This is a genomic window from Streptomyces kronopolitis, assembly GCF_014646275.1.
Classification (GTDB): domain Bacteria; phylum Actinomycetota; class Actinomycetes; order Streptomycetales; family Streptomycetaceae; genus Streptomyces; species Streptomyces kronopolitis.
Genome location: NZ_BMND01000005.1, coordinates 277,482 through 300,375, shown reverse-complemented (window position 1 = coordinate 300,375; position 22,894 = coordinate 277,482). Strand labels below are relative to the sequence as shown.

The following is a 22,894-nucleotide window of genomic DNA, read 5'->3' as shown; positions in this document are numbered from 1 at the left end:
AGAACGACAATGTCGTGGTCGTGTGCTCCATCGAGAACTTCGACCCGATGGGTGTGCACACCGGCGACTCGATCACCGTCGCCCCCGCGATGACGCTCACCGACCGCGAGTACCAGATCCTGCGGGACGTCGGCATCGCCGTGATCCGCGAGGTCGGCGTCGACACGGGCGGCTGCAACATCCAGTTCGCGGTCAACCCCGAGGACGGGCGGGTCATCGTCATCGAGATGAACCCCCGCGTCTCGCGCTCCTCCGCACTGGCGTCGAAGGCCACCGGCTTCCCCATCGCGAAGATCGCCGCCCGCCTCGCCGTCGGCTACACCCTCGACGAGATTCCCAACGACATCACCGAGAAGACCCCGGCGTCCTTCGAGCCGACGCTTGACTACGTCGTCGTCAAGGTGCCTCGGTTCGCGTTCGAGAAGTTCCCGGCCGCCGACGCCACGCTGACCACGACGATGAAGTCGGTCGGCGAGGCCATGGCGATCGGCCGCAACTTCTCCGAGGCCCTCAACAAGGCCCTGCGCTCGTTGGAGAAGAAGGGCAGCCAGTTCGACTTCGTCTCCGTGCCGGGTGCGAAGGCGGAGTTGCTGGAGGTCGCGAAGGTCCCCACCGACGGCCGGATCAACACGGTCATGCAGGCGATCCGGGCCGGGGCGACGCAGGAGGAGGTCTTCGAGGCGACGAAGATCGACCCGTGGTTCGTCGACCAGCTCTTCTTGATCAAGGAGATCGCCGACGAGATCGCGGCCGCCGAGAAGCTGCACCCGCAGATCCTGGCGGACGCCAAGCGCCACGGCTTCTCCGACGCGCAGATCGCGGCGATCCGCGGGCTGCGCGAGGACGTCGTCCGCGAGGTCCGCCACGCCCTGGGCGTCCGTCCGGTCTACAAGACGGTCGACACCTGCGCCGCCGAATTCGCCGCGAAGACCCCGTACTTCTACTCCTCCTACGACGAGGAGAGCGAGGTCGCGCCCCGCGAGAAGCCGGCCGTGATCATCCTGGGCTCCGGTCCCAACCGCATCGGCCAGGGCATCGAGTTCGACTACTCCTGCGTCCACGCCTCCTTCGCCCTCAGCGACGCCGGCTACGAGACCGTCATGGTCAACTGCAACCCGGAGACCGTCTCGACGGACTACGACACCTCCGACCGGCTGTACTTCGAGCCCCTCACCCTCGAAGACGTCCTGGAGATCGTCCACGCCGAAACGCAGGCGGGCCCGGTCGCGGGCGTCATCGTCCAGCTCGGCGGACAGACCCCCCTCGGCCTGGCTCAGGCGCTCAAGGACAACGGCGTGCCGATCGTCGGGACCTCTCCCGAGGCGATCGACCTCGCCGAGGAGCGCGGTGCGTTCGGCCGGGTGCTGACCGACGCCGGGCTGCCGGCTCCCAAGTACGGCACCGCGTTCTCCTTCGACGAGGCCAAGCGGATCGCCACCGAGATCGGCTACCCGGTCATGGTCCGCCCGTCGTACGTGCTCGGCGGCCGCGGCATGGAGATCGTCTACGACGAGCCGTCGCTCGGGGAGTACCTCACCCGCCACGCCGGCCTGATCGACCGGCACCCGGTCCTGATCGACCGGTTCCTCGACGACGCGATCGAGATCGATGTCGACGCGCTCTACGACGGCCACGAGCTCTACCTCGGCGGCGTCATGGAGCACATCGAGGAGGCCGGCATCCACTCCGGCGACTCCGCCTGCGCCCTGCCCCCCATCACCCTGGGTGGCTACGACATCAAGCGGCTGCGCGCCTCGACCGAGGCCATCGCCAAGGGCGTCGGCGTCCGCGGCCTGATCAACATCCAGTTCGCGATGGCCGGGGACATCCTCTACGTGCTGGAGGCCAACCCCCGCGCGTCCCGTACGGTGCCCTTCACCTCGAAGGCCACCGCGGTGCCGCTGGCCAAGGCCGCCGCCCGGATCTCGCTGGGCGCGACCGTCGCCGAGCTGCGCGCCGAGGGCATGCTGCCGGCCACCGGCGACGGCGGCACCCTGCCCCTGGACGCACCGATCTCCGTCAAGGAAGCCGTCCTGCCCTGGTCGCGGTTCCGCGACATCCACGGCCGAGGGGTGGACACCATTCTCGGCCCGGAGATGCGCTCCACCGGCGAGGTCATGGGCATCGACTCGGTCTTCGGCACCGCCTACGCCAAGTCGCAGACCGGTGCGTACGGCGCACTGCCGACCAAGGGCCGGGCGTTCGTCTCGGTCGCCAACCGGGACAAGCGCTCGATGATCTTCCCGGCCCGTGAGCTGGTCGCGCACGGCTTCGAGCTGCTCGCCACCTCCGGCACCGCCGAGGTGCTGCGCCGCAACGGCATCAACGCCACCGTGGTCCGCAAGCAGTCCGAGGGCGAGGGCCCGAACGGCGAGAAGACCATCGTCCAGCTGATCCACGACGGCCAGGTCGATCTGATCGTCAACACCCCCTACGGCACCGGTGGCCGCCTCGACGGCTACGACATCCGTACGGCTTCCGTCGCCCGCGGCGTCCCGTGCCTGACCACGGTCCAGGCGCTGGCCGCGGCCGTCCAGGGCATCGAGGCGATGTCCCGCGGGGACGTGGGGGTGCGTTCCCTCCAGGAACACGCCGAACATCTCACCGCGGCCCGCGCGGAGTAGCGGCAGGGAGGGGGACACCGAGGCGGTGTCCCCCTCTTCGTGCGCCCCGCACCCGCTCCACGAGCCCCCGACTCCTCACCGCGGAAGGTCCCGCCCGCCGATGTACCGCCTGTTCTTCCACCTGATCTTCAAGCGCATGGACCCCGAGGAGGCCCACCACCTGGCCTTCCGCTGGATCCAGCTGGCCGTGCGCATCCCCGTGCTGCGCACCTTCCTCGCGGCCGCCCTCGCCCCCCGCCACACCGAGCTGCGCACCGAGGCCCTGGGCCGCCGGATGCACGGCCCGTTCGGGCTGGCCGCCGGCTTCGACAAGAACGCCGTCGCGGTCGACGGCATGACCATGCTCGGCTTCGACCACGTCGAGATCGGCACGGTCACCGCGCAGCCGCAGCCGGGCAACCCCAAGAAGCGCCTGTTCCGCCTCGTGCCGGACCGTGCGCTGATCAACCGGATGGGGTTCAACAACGACGGCTCGGCGTCCGTGGCGGCCCGCCTGGCGGCCCGCAACCCGGTCTTTCCGACCACCGTCGGCGTCAACATCGGCAAGACCAAGGTCGTGCCGGAGGAGGAGGCGACCGCCGACTATGTCACCTCCACCGAGCGGCTCGCCCGCCACGCCGACTACCTGGTCGTCAACGTCTCCTCCCCGAACACGCCCGGGCTGCGCAACCTCCAGGCCGTCGAGCACCTGCGGCCGCTGCTCACCGCGGTCCGCGAGGCCGCGGACCGCACCGTCACCGACCGCCGGGTCCCGCTGCTGGTCAAGATCGCGCCGGACCTCGCCGACGCGGACGTGGACGCGGTCGCCGACCTCGCCGTCGAACTCGGCCTGGACGGGATCATCGCCACCAACACCACCATCGCCCGCGAGGGCCTGGGGCTGACCTCCGACCCGGAGCTGATCGCCGAGACCGGCGGACTGTCCGGCGCGCCGGTCAAGGAACGCTCCCTGGAGGTGCTGCGCCGCCTCTACGCCCGGGTCGGCGACACGATCACCCTCATCGGCGTCGGCGGCATCGAGAACGCCGAGGACGCCTGGCAGCGCATCCTCGCCGGGGCCACCCTGGTCCAGGGCTACAGCGCCTTCATCTACCAGGGCCCCTTCTGGTGCCGCGCGATCCACAAGGGACTCGCCGCCCGCCTGCGCAACAGCCCCTACGCCACCCTCGCCGAGGCCGTCGGCGCCGCACACAAGAAGGTGACCGCATGACCGACGCACCGAGGCTCCCCGGGCCGCAGGACTCGTCCACGGCCCCCTTCGGAGCCCGCCTGCGCCGCGCCATGGACGCGCGCGGACCGCTGTGCGTCGGCATCGACCCGCACGCCTCGCTGCTGGCCGACTGGGGCCTGAACGACGATGTCGCGGGCCTGGCGCGTTTCACCCGTACCGTCGTGGAGGCCCTGGGCGACTCGGTGGCCGTGTTCAAGCCACAGTCCGCGTTCTTCGAGCGCTTCGGCTCGCGCGGCCTGGCCGTCCTGGAGACCGCCGTCGCCGAGGCCCGCGAGCGCGGCGCCCTGGTCGTGATGGACGCCAAGCGCGGCGACATCGGCTCCACCATGGCCGCCTACGCCGCCACCTACCTGGACCCGGCCTCCCCGCTGTTCTCGGACGCCGTCACGGTCAGCCCCTTCCTGGGCTACGGCTCGCTGCGCCCGGCCGTCGACCTGGCCCGGGAGAACGGCTGCGGGCTGTTCACCCTCGCCCTGACCTCCAACCCGGAGGGCCAGGAGGTCCAGCGCGCCCTGCGTGCCGACGGCAGCACCGTCGCGGCGACGATGCTCGGCCACCTCGCCGCCGAGAACGCCGGCGCCGAGCCGCTGGGCTCCTTCGGCGCGGTCGTCGGCGCCACGCTCGGCGATCTCTCCTCGTTCGACCTGTCGATCAACGGCCCGCTGCTCGCCCCCGGCATCGGCGCCCAGGGTGCCACCCCCGCCGACCTCCCGGCCGTCTTCGGCGACGCCGTCCACAACGTCCTGCCGAGCGTCAGCCGGGGGGTGCTGCGGCACGGTCCGGACACCTCGGCACTGCGCGCGGCGGTCGACCGATTCACCGGAGAAGTGCGCACCGCGCTCGCCTGAACGCCGTCCGACGGGGACTTTGGTCCCGAATTGTCCTGGTCAGCAGAGTCTGACCAGGACTTTTCGTCTGTTCTCGCTGACTCCGGAGCGCTCGCCCGCTAGTCTCCGACGAGAGCACTGCACGTAAGCGCGTTGCTCGTTGCTCCGCAGGTGCGGGGCGACTAGGTTCCACACCGGTCCGTATCCGAGTTCTACATCCGAGGTGACGTAGGCGTGGCTCTTCCGCCCCTTACCCCTGAACAGCGCGCAGCCGCGCTCGAGAAGGCCGCCGCGGCTCGCCGGGAGCGCGCCGAGGTCAAGAATCGGCTCAAGCACTCCGGTGCTTCCCTCCATGAGGTCATCAAGCAGGGCCAGGAGAACGACGTCATCGGCAAGATGAAGGTCTCCGCCCTCTTGGAGTCCCTGCCGGGCGTCGGCAAGGTCCGTGCCAAGCAGATCATGGAGCGACTCGGGATCTCCGAGAGCCGCCGAGTCCGGGGTCTTGGCTCCAACCAGATCGCGTCACTGGAGCGCGAGTTCGGCAGCACCGCTTCCTGAATTTTCCGGCACCACCGGGAAGCTGGAATAATCGCTGCATGAGTTCTGCAGTCTCCCGGGGGACGACCCCCGAGCCCCCGGCCAGACAACCGCGGCTGACCGTGCTCTCCGGCCCCTCCGGGGTCGGCAAGAGCACGGTCGTCGCGCATATGCGCAAGGTCCACCCCGAGGTCTGGCTCTCCGTTTCGGCGACGACCCGCAAGCCGCGCCCCGGGGAGAAGCACGGCGTGCAGTATTTCTTCGTCGACGACGTGGAATTCGACAAGCTGATCGCCAACGGTGAGCTGCTCGAATGGGCCGAGTTCGCCGGCAACCGCTACGGCACCCCCCGCAAGGCGGTGCTGGACCGGCTGGAGGCCGGCGAGCCGGTCCTGCTGGAGATCGATCTGCAGGGCGCCCGCCAGGTGCGCGAGTCCATGGCGGAGGCCCATCTGGTCTTCCTCGCCCCGCCGAGCTGGGACGAGCTGGTCCGCCGGCTCACCGGCCGGGGCACCGAGGCGCCGGAGGTCATCGAACGCCGGCTCGCCGCCGCCAGGGTCGAACTGGCGGCGGAGAAGGAGTTCGATGTGACGCTTGTCAACACCTCCGTCGAGGACGTCAGCCGCGAGCTGCTAGCCTTGATGTTGCATCGATCCGAGGAGCGGAACACCAGCGGCTGACCCCGCCGAGCTTCACCGGCCCCGGACCGACCACGACTTTGCGCCATTTCCGTACGACCAGGCGCATGACCCAGGTGTTATCCCCTTTCGGAAGGCAGAGAGTGTCCTCTTCCATCACCGCACCCGAGGGCATCATCAACCCGCCCATTGATGAGCTTCTCGAGGCCACCGATTCGAAGTACAGCCTCGTGATCTACGCCGCCAAGCGCGCGCGCCAGATCAACGCGTACTACTCGCAGCTCGGTGAGGGCCTGCTGGAGTACGTCGGCCCCCTCGTCGACACGCACGTCCACGAGAAGCCCCTGTCGATCGCGCTGCGCGAGATCAACGCGGGCCTGCTGACCTCCGAGGCCATCGAGGGCCCCGCGCAGTAAGGCAGCACAGCAGTTCATCGAGGCCCGGCGGAGCGACCGCCGGGCCCTTGGTGTGTCATAGGGGCATACCGACACAGGGACCGAGTCCGGGGAGCGGCGGAGCGATGGACAAGCGGGAGCGGGAGCGGCCCAGGGTCGTCCTGGGGGTCAGCGGCGGGATCGCCGCGTACAAGGCGTGCGAGCTGCTGCGCCGGCTGACCGAGTCCGGGCACGACGTACGGGTCGTGCCGACCGCCTCGGCGCTGCACTTCGTCGGCGAGGCCACCTGGTCGGCGCTGTCCGGGAACCCGGCCGGCACCGAGGTCTGGGAGTCCGTCCACGAGGTCCCGCACGTCCGCATCGGCCAGGGCGCCGATCTTGTCGTGGTCGCCCCGGCCACCGCCGACATGCTGGCCAAGGCCGCCCACGGCCTCGCCGACGACCTGCTGACGAACACGCTGCTCACCGCGCGCTGCCCGGTCGTCTTCGCCCCGGCGATGCACACCGAGATGTGGGAGCACCCCGCCACCCAGGAGAACGTCGCCACCCTGCGCCGCCGCGGTGCGCTCGTCATCGAGCCCGCGGTCGGCCGGCTGACCGGCGTCGACACCGGCAAGGGCCGGCTGCCCGACCCGGCCGAGATCTTCGCCGTCTGCCGCCGGGTGCTGGCCCGTGGCCCGCGAGCGGCGGAGCAGGACCTCGCCGGGCGCCATGTGGTGATCAGCGCGGGCGGCACCCGCGAGCCGCTGGACCCGGTCCGCTATCTGGGCAACCGCTCCTCGGGCAAGCAGGGCTACGCGCTGGCCCGTACCGCGGTGGCCCGCGGCGCCCGGGTCACCCTCGTCGCCGGCAACACCGAGCTGCCCGATCCGGCCGGTGTCGACGTGATCCGCATCGGCACGGCCCGGCAGCTGCACGAGGCCGTGGTGAAGGCCGCGGCGGAGGCGGACGCGGTGGTCATGGCGGCCGCCGTGGCCGATTTCCGGCCCGCCGCCTACACCACCGGGAAGATCAAGAAGGTCGAGGGCCAGGAGCCCGAACCGGTTGCCCTGGTGAGGAATCCGGACATTCTCGCCGAGGTGTCCGCCGAGCGGGCCCGCCGGGGGCAGGTCGTGGTCGGCTTCGCCGCCGAGACCGACGACGTGCTGGCCAACGGCCGGGCCAAGCTCGCCCGCAAGGGCTGCGACCTGCTGGTCGTCAACGAGGTCGGGGAGCACAAGGCCTTCGGGTCGGCGGAGAACGAGGCGGTGATCCTGGCGGCCGACGGCAGCGAGACGCCGGTGCCGTACGGGCCCAAGGAGGATCTGGCCGAGACGGTCTGGGATCTGGTGGTCCCGCGGCTGGCCGATACCGAACGCTGAGACGCGCACAAGCTCCCCGGAACCACTCCTTCGGCCGTACAAAATCGGGCGTGTCCCCTTGACCCGCCCCATTCTCAAGGTGATCGTCCTACCGTGAGTCGCGGTGTCCCAGGTCGCGAGGGGTCCATAAATCGAGACTGTGTGTCCGAACGCCGCATACGACCGATAAACTGGCGAGTGGATCGGGCCGAGCGCAGCTCTCGGCCCGTCCGCCAATGATCAGCCAGCAGCCGCTGCAACCCCAGGGAGCGATGTGTCCCGCCGCCTCTTCACCTCGGAGTCCGTCACCGAGGGCCACCCCGACAAGATCGCTGACCAGATCAGCGACACCATCCTCGACGCTCTCCTCAAGGAAGACCCGACCTCCCGGGTCGCCGTGGAGACGTTGATCACCACCGGCCTGGTGCACGTGGCCGGCGAGGTGACCACGAAGGCGTACGCCGACATCCCCAACCTCGTCCGCAACAAGATCCTGGACATCGGTTACGACTCGTCCAAGAAGGGCTTCGACGGCGCTTCCTGTGGCGTCTCGGTGTCCATCGGCGCGCAGTCCCCGGACATCGCCCAGGGTGTCGACACCGCGTACGAGAACCGCGTCGAGGGCGACGACGACGAGCTGGACCGGCAGGGCGCGGGCGACCAGGGCCTGATGTTCGGCTACGCCTGCGACGAGACCCCGGAGCTGATGCCGCTCCCGATCAACCTCGCGCACCGCCTCTCCAAGCGCCTGTCCGAGGTCCGCAAGAACGGCACGATCCCCTACCTCCGCCCCGACGGCAAGACCCAGGTGACCATCGAGTACGACGGCCACAAGGCCGTTCGCCTCGACACCGTCGTGGTCTCCTCGCAGCACGCCAGCGACATCGACCTCGACTCGCTGCTGGCGCCGGACATTCGCGAGTTCGTCGTCGAGCACGTCCTCAACCAGCTGGTCGAGGACGGCATCAAGCTGGACACCGAGGGCTACCGGCTGCTGGTCAACCCGACCGGACGCTTCGAGATCGGCGGCCCGATGGGCGACGCCGGCCTCACCGGCCGCAAGATCATCATCGACACCTACGGCGGCATGGCCCGCCACGGCGGCGGTGCCTTCTCCGGCAAGGACCCGTCCAAGGTCGACCGCTCGGCCGCCTACGCGATGCGCTGGGTCGCCAAGAACGTCGTCGCCGCCGGCCTCGCGGCCCGCTGCGAGGTCCAGGTCGCCTACGCGATCGGCAAGGCTGAGCCGGTCGGTCTCTTCGTCGAGACCTTCGGCACCGCCACCGTCGACACCGACAAGATCGAGCAGGCCATCGGCGAGGTCTTCGACCTCCGCCCGGCCGCCATCATCCGCGACCTCGATCTGCTCCGCCCGGTCTACGCCCAGACCGCCGCCTACGGCCACTTCGGCCGTGAGCTGGAGGACTTCACCTGGGAGCGCACCGACCGCGTCGAGGCGCTGAAGAAGGCCGCAGGGCTGTAAGACCCCTGCCTCGCAAGAGGTGACCACGGCCCCGGACCGCACGTCGGTCCGGGGCCGTCGGTTTTCCACAGGCCCCGCTCGCTGTCCGTGCCGTCTGCTAAGACTGATGCTGTGAGCAGGGAGAACGGGCGACCGGAGGCGGGGGCGTCGGATGCGGGCGAGCAGTTGGCCCTCATCCGCGAGGCCGTGCGGGAGAAGAAGGCCGAGCGGGCGAAGCCGCGCACCTGGCGGGGCGCCGAGCTCGCGGCGCGGCTGCCGGTGGCGCGGGTGCTGGTCGACAAGGGCCTGGTACACCTCGACCGGTATTTCGACTACGCGGTGCCCGCCGCGATGGACGACGAGGCGCAGCCCGGGGTGCGGGTGCGGGTGCGGTTCGGCGCGGGGGAGAAGGGCGGCCGGCGCGAGGGCGGCAAGCTGGTCAGCGGGTTCATCGTGGAGCGCGTCGCGGAGAGCGACTACCGCGGGGTGCTGGCGCCGCTCGCCCAGGTGCTGTCGTCCGAGCGGGTGCTGAGCCCCGAGCTGCTGGGGCTGTGCCGGGCGGTCGCGGACCGCTATGCCGGCTCGCTCGCCGATGTGGTGCAGCTGGCCGTCCCGCCCCGCAGGGCGCGCGCCGAGGCCAAGCCGTCCCCCGAGCCGCTACCGCCCAACGCGCCGCCGGAGCCGGGAAGTTGGGAGCGCTACGGCGCGGGGCCCGGGTTTCTGACGGCGCTGGCGCGCGGGGACGCCCCGCGGGCCGTGTGGACCGCGCTGCCCGGGGCGAGTTGGCCGCAGGAGCTGGCGCGGGCGGCCGCCGCGGCGCTGGCGGGCGGGCGCGGCGCCCTGGTGGTGGTCCCGGACGGGCGGGCCGCGGCGCGGGTGGACGCGGCGCTCGGTGAACTGATCGGCGAGGGCCGGCATGTGCTGCTGACCGCCGACGCCGGGCCCGAGGAGCGCTACCGCCGCTGGCTGGCGGTGAGCCGCGGCGCGGTGCGGGCCGTGGTCGGGACGCGCGCCGCGATGTTCGCGCCGGTCGCCGATCCGGGCCTGGTCGCTCTCTGGGACGACGGGGACGCCAGCCACAGCGATCCGCATGCGCCCCAGCCGCACGCCCGTGAGGTCCTCATCCAGCGGTCGGTCAACGAGCGCGCCGGCTTTCTGCTGGGCGGGCTGAGCTGCACCGTCGAGGCGGCGCAGCTGGTCGAGACCGGCTGGGCGCGCCCGCTGACCGCCGAGCGCGAGCAGGTGCGGGCCGCGGCGCCCCTGGTGCGCACGGTCGGCGACGGCGACGAGGCGCGGGATGCCGCCGCGCGCGCCGCCCGGCTGCCGACGATGGCCTGGCAGCTGGTGCGGGAGGGCCTGCGGCGCGGTCCGGTGCTGGTCCAGGTGCCGCGCCGCGGCTATGCGCCCCGGCTGGCGTGCGAACGGTGCCGTACCCCCGCGCGCTGCCGGTCCTGCGCCGGCCCGCTGGAGTCACCGCGTGCGAACGACCTGGTCTGCGCGTGGTGCGGACGGCAGGAGCCCGACTGGCACTGCGGTGAGTGCGGTGGCGCGCGGCTGCGGGCCCAGGTCGTGGGGGCGCGGCGGACGGCGGAGGAGCTGGGCCGGGTCTTCCCGGCGGTACCGGTGCGCACCTCGGGCCGGGACCATGTGCTGGCCACGGTGCCGGACGCGCCCGCGCTCGTGGTGAGCACGCCGGGCGCGGAGCCGGTGGCCGAGGGCGCCGGCTATGCGGCCGCGCTGCTGCTGGACGGCTGGGCGCTGCTCGGGCGGCCGGATCTGCGGGCCGGGGAGGAGGCGCTGCGCCGCTGGCTGGGCGCCGCCGGGCTGGTCCGCGGCCAGGCGGAGGGGGGCGCGGTCGCGGTGATCGCGGAGCCGACGCTGCGGCCGGTGCAGGCGCTGGTGCGCTGGGATCCGGTCGGCCACGCGGTCCGCGAGCTGGCCGAGCGGGCCGAACTGGGCTTTCCACCGGTGTCGCGGATGGCTTCGGTGACCGGCCGCCCCGAGGATGTCGCCGATCTGCTGCGGGCCGCCGAACTCCCCGCCGGAGCCGAGGTGTTGGGGCCCGTGCCCCTTCCGGTGCCGGACCCCGGGCGCCCGCGCCGGCCGGGCGATCCGCCGCCCGGCGAGCAGTGGGAGCGCGCGCTGGTACGGGTCCGCCCCGGCCAGGGCACGGCGCTCGCCGCGGCCCTGAAGGCCGCCCGCGCGGCCCGGATGGTCAAGCGGGAGGGAGAGGCCGTGCGGGTCCGGATCGATCCGCCCGATCTGGGGTGAGAACGCGTGGTGCGGGGGGACGGTGTGGGGAGACGGCGCGGACGGCCGGTGGTGTCGAGCCGTCGTGCGGCGGTGCGGGCGGGCCGGGCCCTGCGCACGCCACGGCCGGCGGCACGGGTCCGGCGGTGGCACGAATCCGGCGGAGGCAGGCTCCGGACATGGCGCCGCCCCGGACATGGCGCCGCCCCGGACATGGCGCCGCCCCGGACATGGCGCCGCCCCGGAACCGGTGTCGGCGGGCGGTCCCGGGGCGCTGTCGGGCGGCGCGTGGGCGCGGAGGCGCCCGGTGGGGGAGTGGTTCAGCCGTTGCGGGGGCCGGGGAAGGCACCCGGGCGGGCGGGTTCGTCGCGGGTGGTGGCGGACGGCTGGGCGGGCAGGGAGCGGGCGGCGGAGACGGCCGCCGAGCCGGGCAGGCCCGCCGCCATCGTCACCGCGCGGGTCGCGGAGGATTCGGGGGAACGTACCGCCGGCTCCGCGCCGTTGGGGTCGGGAGCCGGCTGGGCGGCGGCTCTGCGGCCGCCGTAACGGCGGTGCACCGCTTGTTTGGTGACGCCGAGCGCCGAACCCACCGCGTCCCACGAAAAGCCCAGCGAGCGGTCGAAGTCGACCGCGGCGGTGACGAGTGTTTCGACGCTGTCCCGGAGTTCCTGGGCGAGGCGCACCGTCGGGGCGGGCGCGCGTCCGTAGACGACGAAGCCCGCGGAGGGGCCCGTGCGCCGCGGCCGGTAGACGTTGCCGAGCTGAGCGGTCAGCGTGCGCAATGCGTCCACCTGCCGGCGCACCCGTTCGATGTCCCGCACCAGGAGATGCAGGCTGGCGCGCGCCTGGGCGTCGTGGGTTGCGTGGTCGGCCATGAGCAAGCCTCTCGAACCGGCGTGGAAAAGGAAGGATGAAAGAGTGCGGGCCGCCAGCGCGGCCCGGTCTTCAGGTCAATGCTTTTTGACCAACGCGACAGGAGCGGCTCTGGTCACGGTATGGGGGCGTACGAGCTTCCTTACAAGGCGCGGGAATTCATGTACGCCCCCCGGATCCGTCGCCCGTGGCCGGGGGGCCGGCCCCCTAGACTGGTGCGTCGTTCCGCTGCGTGTGAGAGGTAGTTCGCCACCCATGAGGCTTGTCTTCGCCGGCACCCCCGAGGTCGCCGTACCCGCCCTCGATGCCCTGATCGCCTCGGACCGGCACGAGGTCGTGGCCGTCGTGACCCGGCCCGACGCGCCCGCCGGGCGCGGCCGCAAGCTGGTCGCCAGCCCCGTCGCGGAGCGGGCGGAGGAGGCCGGCATCGAGGTGCTCAAGCCCGGCCGGCCGCGCGAGGAGGGCTTCCTGGCCCGGCTGCGGGAGATCGCGCCGGACTGCTGCCCGGTGGTCGCCTATGGCGCGCTGCTGCCGAAGTCCGCGCTCGACATCCCCGCCCGGGGATGGGTCAATCTGCACTTCTCGCTGCTGCCCGCGTGGCGGGGGGCGGCGCCCGTGCAGCACGCGGTGCTCGCCGGCGACGAGGTGACCGGCGCCTCGACCTTCCAGATCGAGGAGGGGCTGGACTCCGGCCCGGTCTACGGGGTGCTGACCGAGCAGGTCCGTCCCCACGACACCAGCGGTGACCTGCTGACCCGGCTGGCGTTCGCCGGATCCGGGCTGCTCGTGGCGACCATGGACGGCATCGAGGACGGCACGCTCCAGGCGGTGCCGCAGCCGGCCGAGGGCGTCACGCTCGCACCGAAGATCGAGGTCGAGGACGCCAAGGTGGACTGGGCGGCGCCCGCGCTGCGGGTCGACCGGGTCATCCGCGGTTGTGCGCCCGCGCCCGGCGCCTGGACGGTCTTCCGCGACGAGCGCCTCAAGCTGATGTCGGCGGTCTCCGCCGCGGGCCACGACGAGTTGGCGCTGGCGCCCGGCGAACTCGCGGTCACCAAGAAGGCGGTGTACGCCGGTACCGGCAGCCACCCCCTGGAACTCGTCTGGGTGCAGCCGCAGGGCAAGAAGCCGATGAAGGCGGCCGACTGGGCGCGCGGCGTGCGGATCGAGGGCGGGGAGCGGCTGGGGGACTGAGCCGCGGCCTCGCCGCGCAGCGGGCCGGTCCGTCCGCGTAGGCTGGCAGGGACCCCTCATCTCGTATCCGGAGCACCTTTTCTGTGAGTCAGCAGCCGCGTCGCCGCCCCAGCAAGCCCTATCGCCGCCCGCAGAAGGACCCGGTCCGCATCCTCGCGTTCGAGGCGCTGCGGGCCGTCGACGAGCGGGACGCGTACGCGAATCTGGTGCTGCCGCCGCTGCTGCGCAAGGCGCGCGAGGGCGCGGACTTCGACGCCCGGGACGCGGCGCTCGCGACGGAGCTGGTGTACGGCTCGCTGCGCCGCCAGGGCACCTATGACGCGATCATCGCGCAGTGCGTGGACCGCCCGCTGCGGGAGGTGGATCCGCCGGTCCTGGACGTGCTGACGCTCGGCGCGCACCAGCTGCTCGGCACCCGCATCCCCACGCACGCCGCGGTGAGCGCGAGCGTCGAGCTGGCCCGGGTGGTGCTGGGCGACGGGCGGGCGAAGTTCGTCAACGCGGTGCTGCGCAAGGTCGCGGCCCACGATCTGGACGGCTGGCTGGAGCGGGTCGCCCCGCCGTACGACGAGGACCCCGAGGAGCACCTCGGCATCGTCCACGCGCATCCCCGCTGGGTGGTCTCGGCGCTGTGGGACGCGCTCGGCGGCGGCCGGGCCGGCATCGAGGACCTGCTGGAGGCCGACAACGAACGCCCCGAGGTGACGCTGGTCGCGCGCCCGGGCCGGTCCACCGCCGAGGAACTGCTGGTGGCGGCGGGCGAGGACAGCGCGCTGCCCGGCCGCTGGTCGCCGTACGCGGTGCGGCTCGCGGAGGGCGGCGAGCCGGGCGCGCTGGAGCCGGTCCGCGAGGGACGCGCCGGGGTGCAGGACGAGGGCAGTCAGCTCGTCGCCCTCGCCCTGGCCAACGCGCCCGTCGAGGGCACCGACCGCGCCTGGCTCGACGGCTGCGCGGGCCCCGGCGGCAAGGCGGCGCTGCTGGCGGCGCTCGCCGCGCAGCGCGGCGCGGCCCTGCTGGCGTCGGAGAAGCAGCCGCACCGGGCCCGGCTGGTCGCCCGGGCGCTCGACGGCAACCCGGGCCCGTACGCGGTCATCGCCGCCGACGGCACCCGCCCCGCCTGGCGCGCCGGGGCCTTCGACCGGGTCCTGGTGGACGTGCCGTGCACCGGTCTGGGCGCGCTGCGCCGGCGGCCGGAGGCGCGCTGGCGCCGCCGCCCCGAGGACCTGGACGGCTTCGCCCCGCTCCAGCGCGAGCTGCTGCGGCAGGCGCTGGAGGCGGTGCGGGTCGGCGGGGTCGTGGGCTATGCGACCTGCTCACCGCATCCGGCCGAGACCCGCGCCGTGGTCGACGACGTCCTCAAGGGGCGGGGCGGCGCACCGGTCGAGGTGGAGTGGATCGACGCCCGCCCCCTGATGCCGGGCGTCCCGGCCCTCGGCGACGGCCCGGACGTGCAACTCTGGCCGCACCTCCACGGCACGGACGCGATGTACCTGGCCCTGCTGCGCCGCACGGGCTGAGAAGCCCGCACGGCGCCCGCCGCTCGGGGAGCGGATCCCGCCGCTCCCCGCCTCCGCCGTTCCCCGGCGCGCACGCCATACTGGGGGCATGGCCTTGATCAACCCCAGCATCCTGTCCGCCGACTTCGCCCGGCTCGCCGAGGAGGCGAAGGCGGTCGAGGGCGCCGACTGGCTCCATGTCGACGTGATGGACAACCACTTCGTCCCCAACCTCACCCTCGGCGTGCCCGTCGTCGAGTCGCTGAGCCGGGCGACGCGGACGCCCCTCGACCTGCATCTGATGATCGAGGACCCGGACCGCTGGGCGCCGCAGTACATCGAGGCGGGGGCCGGTTCGGTCACCTTCCACGTGGAGGCGGCGGCCGCGCCCGTGCGGCTGGCGCGGGAGATCCGGGCCAAGGGCGCGCGGGCCTCGATGGCGCTGAAGCCGGCCACGCCGATCGAGCCGTACGAGGATCTGCTGCCCGAGCTCGACATGCTGCTGATCATGACCGTGGAGCCCGGCTTCGGCGGTCAGGCGTTCCTGGACATCATGCTGCCCAAGATCCGCCGCACCCGTGAGCTGATCTCCCGGCACGGTCTGGAGCTGGGGCTCCAGGTGGACGGCGGGGTCTCGGCGGAGACCATCGAGCGCTGCGCGGAGGCGGGCGCCGATGTGTTCGTGGCGGGCTCGGCGGTCTACGGCGCGGACGATCCGGCCAAGGCCGTCCGTGATCTGCGGGAGAAGGCCGAGGCGGCGACCGCGGCGGCCGGCTGGGGACGGGGCTGCGCGCACTGACTTTCAGGAAACCGGGGCGGGCGGCCCGGCCGCCGCGGCCGCGAAGAGCGCTCCGCGGTGCGGCCTTGCCGCCTCTTGCCCGTGGCGCCACCGAGCGTTCACGTGGGTCGGGGCGGTCGTGGTCCCCGTTGCCGCCGGGTTTCTGAAAGGATGAGCAAAGACTCGATCAGATGCGCAAAAGGGGAGAATTTCGTGGTAGCCAGCCGCCCACAGTCCGGAATGGGCCCTGCCGAGCTGGTGCAGGCTGCGGCCATGGCCCGCCGTTTCTATCTCGAGGGCAAGTCGAAGATCCAGATCGCGGAGGAGTTCGGCGTCAGCCGGTTCAAGGTCGCGCGGGTGCTGGAGACGGCGCTGGAACGTGATCTCGTACGGATCGAGATTCGGGTGCCCTCCGAACTCGACGCCGAGCGCTCCGACGCCCTGCGGGCCCGCTACGGCCTGCGGCACGCGGTGGTCGTCGAATCGCCCGCGGACGCTCCCCCCGCCTTCGGCGTGCAGAACCCGCCCGACGACGCCGCCGACCCGGAGAACCTCGGCGAGGTGGCCGCCGATCTGCTCGGCGAGCTGGTCAACGAGGGCGATGTGCTCGGGCTGGCCTGGGGCCGGTCGACCATCCACATGGCGGCCGCGCTGCACCGCCTCCCGCCCTGCACCGTCGTGCAGTTGACCGGTGTCTACGACGCGGGCACCGCCGACCGCGGCTCGGTCGAGGCGGTGCGCCGCGCGGCCGATGTCGCCGGCGGCGAGGCGCACCCGATCTACGCACCCATGCTGCTGCCCGATTCGGCGACCGCCGAGGCGCTGCGCCGGCAGACCGGCATCGCCCGGGCGTTCGACTACTTCGACAAGGTCACCGTCGCCTGCGTCTCCATCGGCTCCTGGGAGCCGGGCGTCTCGACCGTCTACGACATGCTCTCGGAGCAGGAGCGCGAGCACTACGCCTCGCTGGGTGCGGCCGCCGAGATGTCGGCGCACCTCTTCGACGCGGAAGGGCGCCGGATCGGCCGGGACCTCGGCGAGCGCTGCATCACCGTCGAGGCCGACCGGCTGCGCCGTATCCCGGAGGTCGTGGCGATCGCCGGCGGCCGGCGCAAGGCCGACGCGATCGACGCGGTGCTGCGCTCCGGGCTGGTGACCAGCCTGGTGACGGACACCGCCGCCGCCGACCACCTGCTGCTGGAGACCGGCCCCGCGCCGCGCCCCGCACTGGACCGCGCGGACCCTGACGGCGCGTGACCCGCGCCGGAGCGTGAGGCGGCCCGGCCGGCTGCCGCATCGGCCCCGCCCCACCCCGCTGCGGTCATCGGCGAGCGGCCCGCGCGGGCCTGTGACAGCATCGGCGCATGGTGATCCGCCCCGCGGTGCCCCGCGCCGCCGCACTCCTCGGCGCGCTGCTCGCCGGGCTGCTCCTGCTCCTGACGGGGTGCGCCACGAGCGGTGCCGGCAACGGGAGTTCGCCGGGAGCGCCGGGTTCCACCGCCACGGCCGCCGCCGCTTCCCCGGGTGCCTCCGGGGTGCCGTCCTGGGCGCGGGGCATGCCGGTCGTCGCCGTCGCCCGGCTGCCCGTGCAGGCCCGGGACACCCTCCAGCTGATCGACGCCGGCGGCCCCTTTCCCTACCGGCAGGACGGCACGGTCTTCGCCAACCGCGAGCGGTTGCTGCCCCGTCAGCCGCGCGGCCACTACCACGAGTACACGGTCCCCACGCCCGGTTCGCCGGACCGCGGCGCCCGCCGGCTCGTCACCGGCGAGAGCCGCGAGACCTACTACACCGACGACCACTACCGGACCTTCAAGGCGGTGCTCCGATGACGGGTTCTGTGCCCCGGCCGCTCGCGGCGGTGCTCGACGGCAGTACGCCTCCCGGGGTGCTGCCCTGGCCCGCGGAGCGCTCGGTGGCCGAGGCGCTGGCCGCCGCCGAGGACGCCGGCTGGACGGGGACGACGCTGGACCTCGACGGGGTCGCCGGCAAGGAAGCGTTCATGGACCGGTGCGCCCGCGCGCTGCGGCTGCCGGACTGGTTCGGGCGCAACTGGGACGCGCTGGCCGACTGCCTGACCGATCTGTCCTGGTGTCCCGCGGGCCGCGGCCGGCTGCTGGTCGTCACGGGCTGGCAGGGCTACGCGGCCGCGGCGCCGGAGGACTGGAGCGTCGTCGAGGGCATCCTGGCGGACGCGGTGGGCTACTGGCGGGACACCGCCACCGGCCTGGCCGTGATCATGGTCAGGTGCCGGGCCCGGCAGGGGGCCTAGGGCAGCGCACGGCCCGGTTGGGGGATCGCACACACGACTGACACTTCCCTCAGACAATCATATGAGCCCTGGTCAGGGCCCGTATCCTGGCCGTATGCGATTCCTGAATCCGAAGAACGGCGCGCTCGAAGAGAGTTCTTCGGTGCCCTACGACCTGACCTACGACGACGTGTTCATGGTCCCCGGCCGCTCCGCCGTGGGCTCCCGCCAGGGCGTGGACCTGTCCTCGCACGACGGGACCGGGACCACCATCCCGCTGGTGGTCGCGAACATGACGGCGATCGCCGGGCGCCGGATGGCCGAGACCGTCGCCCGCCGCGGTGGCCTGGTCGTCATCCCGCAGGACATCCCGATCGATGTCGTCACCGACGTCGTGACCTGGGTCAAGCGCCGCCACCTGGTCCTCGACACCCCGATCGTGCTGTCCCCGGTCGCGACCGTCGCCGACGCGCTGGCGCTGCTGCCCAAGCGGGCGCACGGCGCGGGCATCGTCGTCGAGGGCGGCCGCCCGGTCGGCGTGGTCACCGAGCACGACCTGGCCGGGGTGGACCGCTTCACCCAGGTCGCCGAGGTCATGTCGCGCGACCTGCTGGTGCTGGATGCCGACATCGACCCGCGCGAGGCCTTCAACCGCCTGGACGCCGCCAACCGCAAGCTCGCGCCCGCGGTCGACGCCGACGGCATGCTGATCGGCATCCTCACCCGCAAGGGCGCGCTGCGCGCCACCCTCTACACCCCCGCCACGGACGCCGACGGCAAGCTGCGGATCGCGGCCGCCGTGGGCATCAACGGCGATGTGGCCGGGCGGGCGAAGTCGCTGCTGGACGCCGGTGTGGACACGCTCGTCGTGGACACCGCGCACGGCCACCAGGAGTCGATGATCGGCGCGATCAAGGCGGTCCGCGCGCTGGACCCGCAGGTCCCGATCGTGGCGGGCAACATCGTCGCCGCCGAGGGCGTCCGGGATCTGATCGAGGCCGGCGCCGACATCATCAAGGTCGGGGTCGGACCGGGCGCGATGTGCACCACCCGGATGATGACCGGCGTCGGCCGGCCGCAGTTCTCCGCGGTGCTGGAGTGCGCCACCGAGGCCCGCAAGTTCGGCAAGCACGTCTGGGCCGACGGCGGGGTGCGCCACCCCCGCGATGTCGCGATGGCGCTGGCCGCCGGCGCGTCCAACGTCATGATCGGCTCGTGGTTCGCCGGGACCCTGGAGTCGCCCGGTGACCTCCAGCACACCGCCGACGGCCGGCCGTACAAGGAGAGCTTCGGCATGGCCTCCGCGCGTGCGGTGCGCAACCGCACCAGCGACGAGTCGGCCTACGACCGGGCCCGCAAGGGACTCTTCGAGGAGGGCATCTCCACCTCCCGGATGTTCGTCGACCAGGCACGCCCCGGTGTCGAGGACCTCATCGACACGATCATCGCGGGCGTCCGCAGCTCCTGCACCTACGCGGGCGCCGGCTCGCTCGCGGAGTTCGCCGACAAGGCCGTGATCGGGGTGCAGAGCGCCGCCGGATACGCCGAGGGCAAGCCGCTGCACGACAGCTGGAACTGACCGCGCGGGGGCCGCGCCGCCCCGCACGCCGCCGAACGGCCCCGCACCCATCCGGTGCGGGGCCGTTCCGGTATGTGGACTCCGCGGCCCCGGAGGGCGGGACAACCGGAAGCGGCCGTTACGATCGGATCCTGGCGCGCAACGATCCATCGTCCGCCGCGCCGGTGCGCAACGATCATCCGCGGTTACGCAAGGAACCTGCATTACGGCAGGTCAGCGGCGGCCCGTAAGGTCAAGCGCTGTACGTGGAGTGGCGGGGACCGCCTGCTCGGCGGTCTCCTGCTGCGGCGTGTTTCGGCATGCCCTTGTACCGACCGCTGCCGGTCGTCGCCTTCCGTACGTTCATCGATCGGCAGCGAAAAGGAGCCACCCCAGTGTTGGAGCACGGCGCAGCCCCGCCCGCAGGGGCCAGCGACCCCCGACCGCCCTCCTCCCCGGCAGGACTCGGCACCCGGCTGATGCGGCGCAAGCCCGTCGAGCGCCTGGTCTCCGAGGGCGGCAAGGGCGACGGCGGCGAGCTCCGCCGCTCCATGGGCATGTGGCAGCTGACCATGATCAGCATCGGTGCCACGCTCGGCACCGGCATCTTCGTCGTCCTCGGCGAGGCCGTGCCGGACGCCGGGCCCGCGGTGATCCTCTCCTTCGTCATCGCCGGGATCACCGCGCTGTTCTCCGCGCTGTCCTACGCGGAGCTGGCCGGCTCCATCCCGGTATCCGGGTCGTCCTATTCCTACGCCTACGCCACCCTCGGCGAGCTGATCGCCTGGGTGTGCGGCTGGTGCCTGATCCTGGAGTACGGCGTCTCGGTCGCGGCCGTCGCCGTCGGCTGGGGCCAGTATCTGAACGAGCTGCTCAACGGCGTCTTCGGCGTGACCATCCCGGCCGCGCTGTCCCAGCCGCCCGGCGACGGCGGGATCTTCAACCTGCCGGCGCTGGTGGTCGTGCTGCTGGCGATGGTGTTCCTGCTGGGCGGGGCCAAGGAGAGCGCCCGGGCCAACACGATCATGGTCGCCGTCAAGATCGTCGCGCTGCTGCTGTTCTGCGGCGTCGCCCTGCAGGGCGTGCGCTCCGGCAACTACGCGAACTTCATGCCGATGGGCATGGCGGGCGTCAGCGCCGCCGGCGCCACCCTGTTCTTCTCGTACATCGGCTTCGACGCCGCCTCCACCGCCGGTGAGGAGGCCAAGAACCCGCAGCGCGACCTGCCGCGCGCGATCATGCTCTCGCTGGTGATCGTCACCGCGCTGTACTGCCTGGTCGCGGCCATCGCCGTGGGTGCCATGCCCTGGCAGAAGTTCAAGGGCTCGGAGGCCGCGCTGGCCGGGATCATGAAGTCGGTCACCGGGCAGAGCTTCTGGGCGGTGCTGCTCGCGCTCGGCGCGGTGGTCGCCATCGCCAGCGTCGTGCTGACCGTGCTCTACGGCCAGACCCGCATCCTGTTCGCGATGTCCCGGGACGGGCTGGTGCCCAAGGTGTTCTCCAAGGTGCACGCCAAGAGCGGTGCCCCGCGGGTCAACACCGTGATCGTGTCGCTGTTCTGCGGCGTGCTCGCCGCGGCGGTGCCGCTGGGCCAGCTGGCCGACGCCACCAGCATCGGCACCCTGTTCGCCTTCGCGCTGGTCAATGTCGCGGTGATCGTGCTGCGCCGCACCCGGCCCGACATGCCGCGCAGCTTCCGTACGCCGCTCTCGCCGCTCTTCCCCGCGATCGGCTTCCTGCTGTGCCTCTACATGATGGGCAGCCTCGACGTCGTGACCTGGGTGGTCTTCGGTGTCTGGATGGCCGTCGGCCTTGTGGTCTACTTCGGATACGGCTTGCGCCGCTCCCGATTGGCCACCGCAGAGAAGTGATCCACCCGCAGTGCGACTGAACGATCTCGACGAACGCATCGTCCACGCCCTCGCCGAGGACGCCCGCCGCAGCTACGCCGACATCGGCCAGGAGGTCGGGCTGTCCGCGCCGGCCGTCAAGCGCCGGGTGGACCGGCTGCGGGCGGACGGCGCGATCACCGGCTTCACGGTGCGCGTCGACCCGGCCGCGCTCGGCTGGGAGACCGAAGGCGTCATCGAGCTCTACTGCCGCCGCAACACCTCGCCCGAGGCGATCCACCGCGGCCTGTCGCGCTACCCGGAAGTGGCGTCCGCCTCCACCGTCACTGGTGAGGCGGACGCCATCGTCCAGGTCTTCGCCGCCGACATGCGGCACTTCGAGCGGGTCCTGGAGCGGATCGCCGGCGAGCCGTTCGTGGAGCGGACCAAGTCCGTGCTGGTGCTCTCGCCGCTGCTGCGCCGCTACGGCTCGGGCGCGCCGGGCTGAGCCCGGGCCCCTGACCTCGCCGAGCCCCGCCGTGCGGACCTCCGGTCCCGCGCGGCGGGGCTTTCCGCGTCCGGGTGAGGCGGACCGGCCGCCGCGGCCCCGGCGGGCGCAACGAATCACCGCACACTCCCTTGAACGCGCAATGAATCGCTCGGCGGGACGCAACGGTGGCGCCTTGTCCCGGATCACCGGCGGACCGTACCGTCAAGGCGTCCACCCGCACCACCTCGCCGAGGGATCCCATGACGTCGCTGCACACCGCCCTGCTCCAGAGTTCGGGACGGCCCGGTGACGTCGCGCACAACCTGCGGATCCTCGACGACGCGGCCCGCGCGGCGGCCGCGACCGGCGCCGGACTGCTGGCCTGCCCGGAGCTCTTCCTGACCGGCTACGCCATCGGCGCCGAGGTCCACCGCCTCGCCGAGACCGCCGACGGCGACAGCGCCCGGGCCGTCGCCGAGATCGCCGCCGCCCACGGCGTCGCGGTGCTCTACGGCTACCCCGAGCGTGCCGCGGACGACGAGCGGGACAGCGCCGCCGTCTACAACTCCGCGCAGCTCATCGGCCCGGCGGGCGAGCGCCTCGCGAACTACCGCAAGACCCATCTCTTCGGCTGCTTCGAGCGCGAGTGGTTCACGCCGGGCGAGCGGGCCGTGGTCCAGGCCGACCTGGCCGGCCTCCGCATCGGCGTCATGATCTGCTACGACGTGGAGTTCCCGGAGAACGTCCGGGCCCATGCGCTGGCCGGCACCGATCTGCTGCTGGTGCCCACCGCGCAGATGCACCCCTTCCAGTTCGTCGCCGAGTCCGTCATCCCGGTCCGCGCCTTCGAGAACCAGATGTACGTGGCGTACGTCAACCGGGTCGGCACGGAGGGCGAGTTCGAGTTCGTCGGGCTCAGCTGCCTGGCCGGCCCCGACGGTGTCGTACGCACCCGCGCCGGCCGCACCGAGCAGCTGGTGCACGCCGAGGCCGACCCCGCGTTCCTGAAGGAATCCCGGGCGGACAACCCCTATCTGCACGACCGGCGGCCGGAGTTGTACGGCCCGCTGACCTGACCCGACCCGCCTCCCCCCCCCGCACCCCCTCGTTCCCCCACGCTC

The 22,894-nt window shown here is 72.6% G+C and carries 20 protein-coding genes; 19 read left to right on the top strand and 1 reads right to left on the bottom strand.

Going from position 1 to position 22,894, the window contains the following annotated elements; all coding sequences use genetic code 11:
• The 9 genes from carB to IEY78_RS09245 all read left to right on the top strand — a co-directional run.
• On the top strand, window positions 1-2,624 hold a 2,624-nt coding region (carB, locus tag IEY78_RS09285; protein ID WP_189097129.1), incomplete at its 5' end, for a carbamoyl-phosphate synthase large subunit.
• A gap of 100 nt (window positions 2,625-2,724) precedes the next feature.
• Window positions 2,725-3,834 (top strand): quinone-dependent dihydroorotate dehydrogenase, encoded by a 1,110-nt coding sequence (locus IEY78_RS09280; RefSeq protein WP_189097128.1) that lies wholly within the window; start codon window positions 2,725-2,727, stop codon window positions 3,832-3,834.
• Entirely contained in the window at window positions 3,831-4,703 is an 873-nt protein-coding gene (pyrF, locus tag IEY78_RS09275; RefSeq protein ID WP_189097127.1) for an orotidine-5'-phosphate decarboxylase, read from the top strand. The genes IEY78_RS09280 and pyrF overlap by 4 nt, the downstream gene beginning before the upstream one ends.
• A 213-nt stretch (window positions 4,704-4,916) precedes the next feature.
• Complete coding sequence (locus tag IEY78_RS09270; RefSeq protein WP_006607450.1) at window positions 4,917-5,240, top strand: integration host factor; 324 nt, start codon at window positions 4,917-4,919, stop codon at window positions 5,238-5,240.
• 38 nt (window positions 5,241-5,278) lie between these two features.
• A complete protein-coding gene (gmk, locus tag IEY78_RS09265) occupies window positions 5,279-5,899 on the top strand; it encodes a guanylate kinase (RefSeq protein WP_189097126.1) in 621 nt (206 codons plus the stop codon).
• A 101-nt stretch (window positions 5,900-6,000) separates the two neighbouring features.
• On the top strand, window positions 6,001-6,273 hold the full coding sequence (rpoZ, locus tag IEY78_RS09260; protein WP_005319902.1) for a DNA-directed RNA polymerase subunit omega: 273 nt from the start codon (window positions 6,001-6,003) through the stop codon (window positions 6,271-6,273).
• Window positions 6,274-6,377: 104 nt separating this feature from the next.
• The gene (gene coaBC / locus IEY78_RS09255) at window positions 6,378-7,613 is read left to right on the top strand and encodes a bifunctional phosphopantothenoylcysteine decarboxylase/phosphopantothenate--cysteine ligase CoaBC (RefSeq protein WP_189097125.1); all 1,236 of its coding nucleotides are present in this window, start codon (window positions 6,378-6,380) and stop codon (window positions 7,611-7,613) included.
• Window positions 7,614-7,866: 253 nt separating this feature from the next.
• On the top strand, window positions 7,867-9,075 hold the full coding sequence (gene metK, locus IEY78_RS09250; RefSeq protein ID WP_189097124.1) for a methionine adenosyltransferase: 1,209 nt from the start codon (window positions 7,867-7,869) through the stop codon (window positions 9,073-9,075).
• 111 nt (window positions 9,076-9,186) lie between these two features.
• Window positions 9,187-11,325 (top strand): primosomal protein N', encoded by a 2,139-nt coding sequence (locus IEY78_RS09245; RefSeq protein WP_189097123.1) that lies wholly within the window; start codon window positions 9,187-9,189, stop codon window positions 11,323-11,325.
• A 299-nt stretch (window positions 11,326-11,624) separates the two neighbouring features.
• Here the strand turns inward: IEY78_RS09245 and IEY78_RS09240 are convergent, their stop codons facing one another.
• Complete coding sequence (locus tag IEY78_RS09240) at window positions 11,625-12,179, bottom strand: hypothetical protein (RefSeq protein ID WP_189097122.1); 555 nt, start codon at window positions 12,177-12,179, stop codon at window positions 11,625-11,627.
• Between the two features lie 253 nt (window positions 12,180-12,432).
• Here IEY78_RS09240 and fmt point away from each other — a divergent pair, with 253 nt between their 5' ends.
• The 10 genes from fmt (at window position 12,433) to IEY78_RS09190 (ending at window position 22,849) form a co-directional block, all read left to right on the top strand.
• On the top strand, window positions 12,433-13,371 hold the full coding sequence (fmt, locus tag IEY78_RS09235) for a methionyl-tRNA formyltransferase (protein WP_189097121.1): 939 nt from the start codon (window positions 12,433-12,435) through the stop codon (window positions 13,369-13,371).
• An 83-nt stretch (window positions 13,372-13,454) separates the two neighbouring features.
• Window positions 13,455-14,888, top strand: a complete 1,434-nt coding sequence (locus IEY78_RS09230; RefSeq protein WP_189097120.1) for an RsmB/NOP family class I SAM-dependent RNA methyltransferase — start codon at window positions 13,455-13,457, stop codon at window positions 14,886-14,888.
• Between the two features lie 88 nt (window positions 14,889-14,976).
• Window positions 14,977-15,666: a ribulose-phosphate 3-epimerase gene (rpe, locus tag IEY78_RS09225; RefSeq protein WP_189097119.1), complete on the top strand. Its 690-nt coding sequence runs from the start codon at window positions 14,977-14,979 to the stop codon at window positions 15,664-15,666.
• Between the two features lie 219 nt (window positions 15,667-15,885).
• Window positions 15,886-16,902 (top strand): sugar-binding transcriptional regulator, encoded by a 1,017-nt coding sequence (locus IEY78_RS09220; RefSeq protein WP_189097118.1) that lies wholly within the window; start codon window positions 15,886-15,888, stop codon window positions 16,900-16,902.
• Between the two features lie 107 nt (window positions 16,903-17,009).
• Complete coding sequence (locus IEY78_RS09215; RefSeq protein WP_189097117.1) at window positions 17,010-17,477, top strand: guanyl-specific ribonuclease; 468 nt, start codon at window positions 17,010-17,012, stop codon at window positions 17,475-17,477.
• Complete coding sequence (locus tag IEY78_RS09210; protein ID WP_189097116.1) at window positions 17,474-17,917, top strand: barstar family protein; 444 nt, start codon at window positions 17,474-17,476, stop codon at window positions 17,915-17,917. The genes IEY78_RS09215 and IEY78_RS09210 overlap by 4 nt, the downstream gene beginning before the upstream one ends.
• Before the next feature lie 94 nt (window positions 17,918-18,011).
• Window positions 18,012-19,475 (top strand): GuaB1 family IMP dehydrogenase-related protein, encoded by a 1,464-nt coding sequence (locus IEY78_RS09205; RefSeq protein WP_189097115.1) that lies wholly within the window; start codon window positions 18,012-18,014, stop codon window positions 19,473-19,475.
• Window positions 19,476-19,849: 374 nt separating this feature from the next.
• Window positions 19,850-21,325 (top strand): amino acid permease, encoded by a 1,476-nt coding sequence (locus tag IEY78_RS09200; protein ID WP_189097114.1) that lies wholly within the window; start codon window positions 19,850-19,852, stop codon window positions 21,323-21,325.
• A gap of 10 nt (window positions 21,326-21,335) precedes the next feature.
• Complete coding sequence (locus IEY78_RS09195; protein ID WP_189097113.1) at window positions 21,336-21,791, top strand: Lrp/AsnC family transcriptional regulator; 456 nt, start codon at window positions 21,336-21,338, stop codon at window positions 21,789-21,791.
• Between the two features lie 242 nt (window positions 21,792-22,033).
• Window positions 22,034-22,849 (top strand): carbon-nitrogen hydrolase family protein, encoded by an 816-nt coding sequence (locus IEY78_RS09190; protein ID WP_189097112.1) that lies wholly within the window; start codon window positions 22,034-22,036, stop codon window positions 22,847-22,849.
• Window positions 22,850-22,894: the final 45 nt, after the last annotated feature.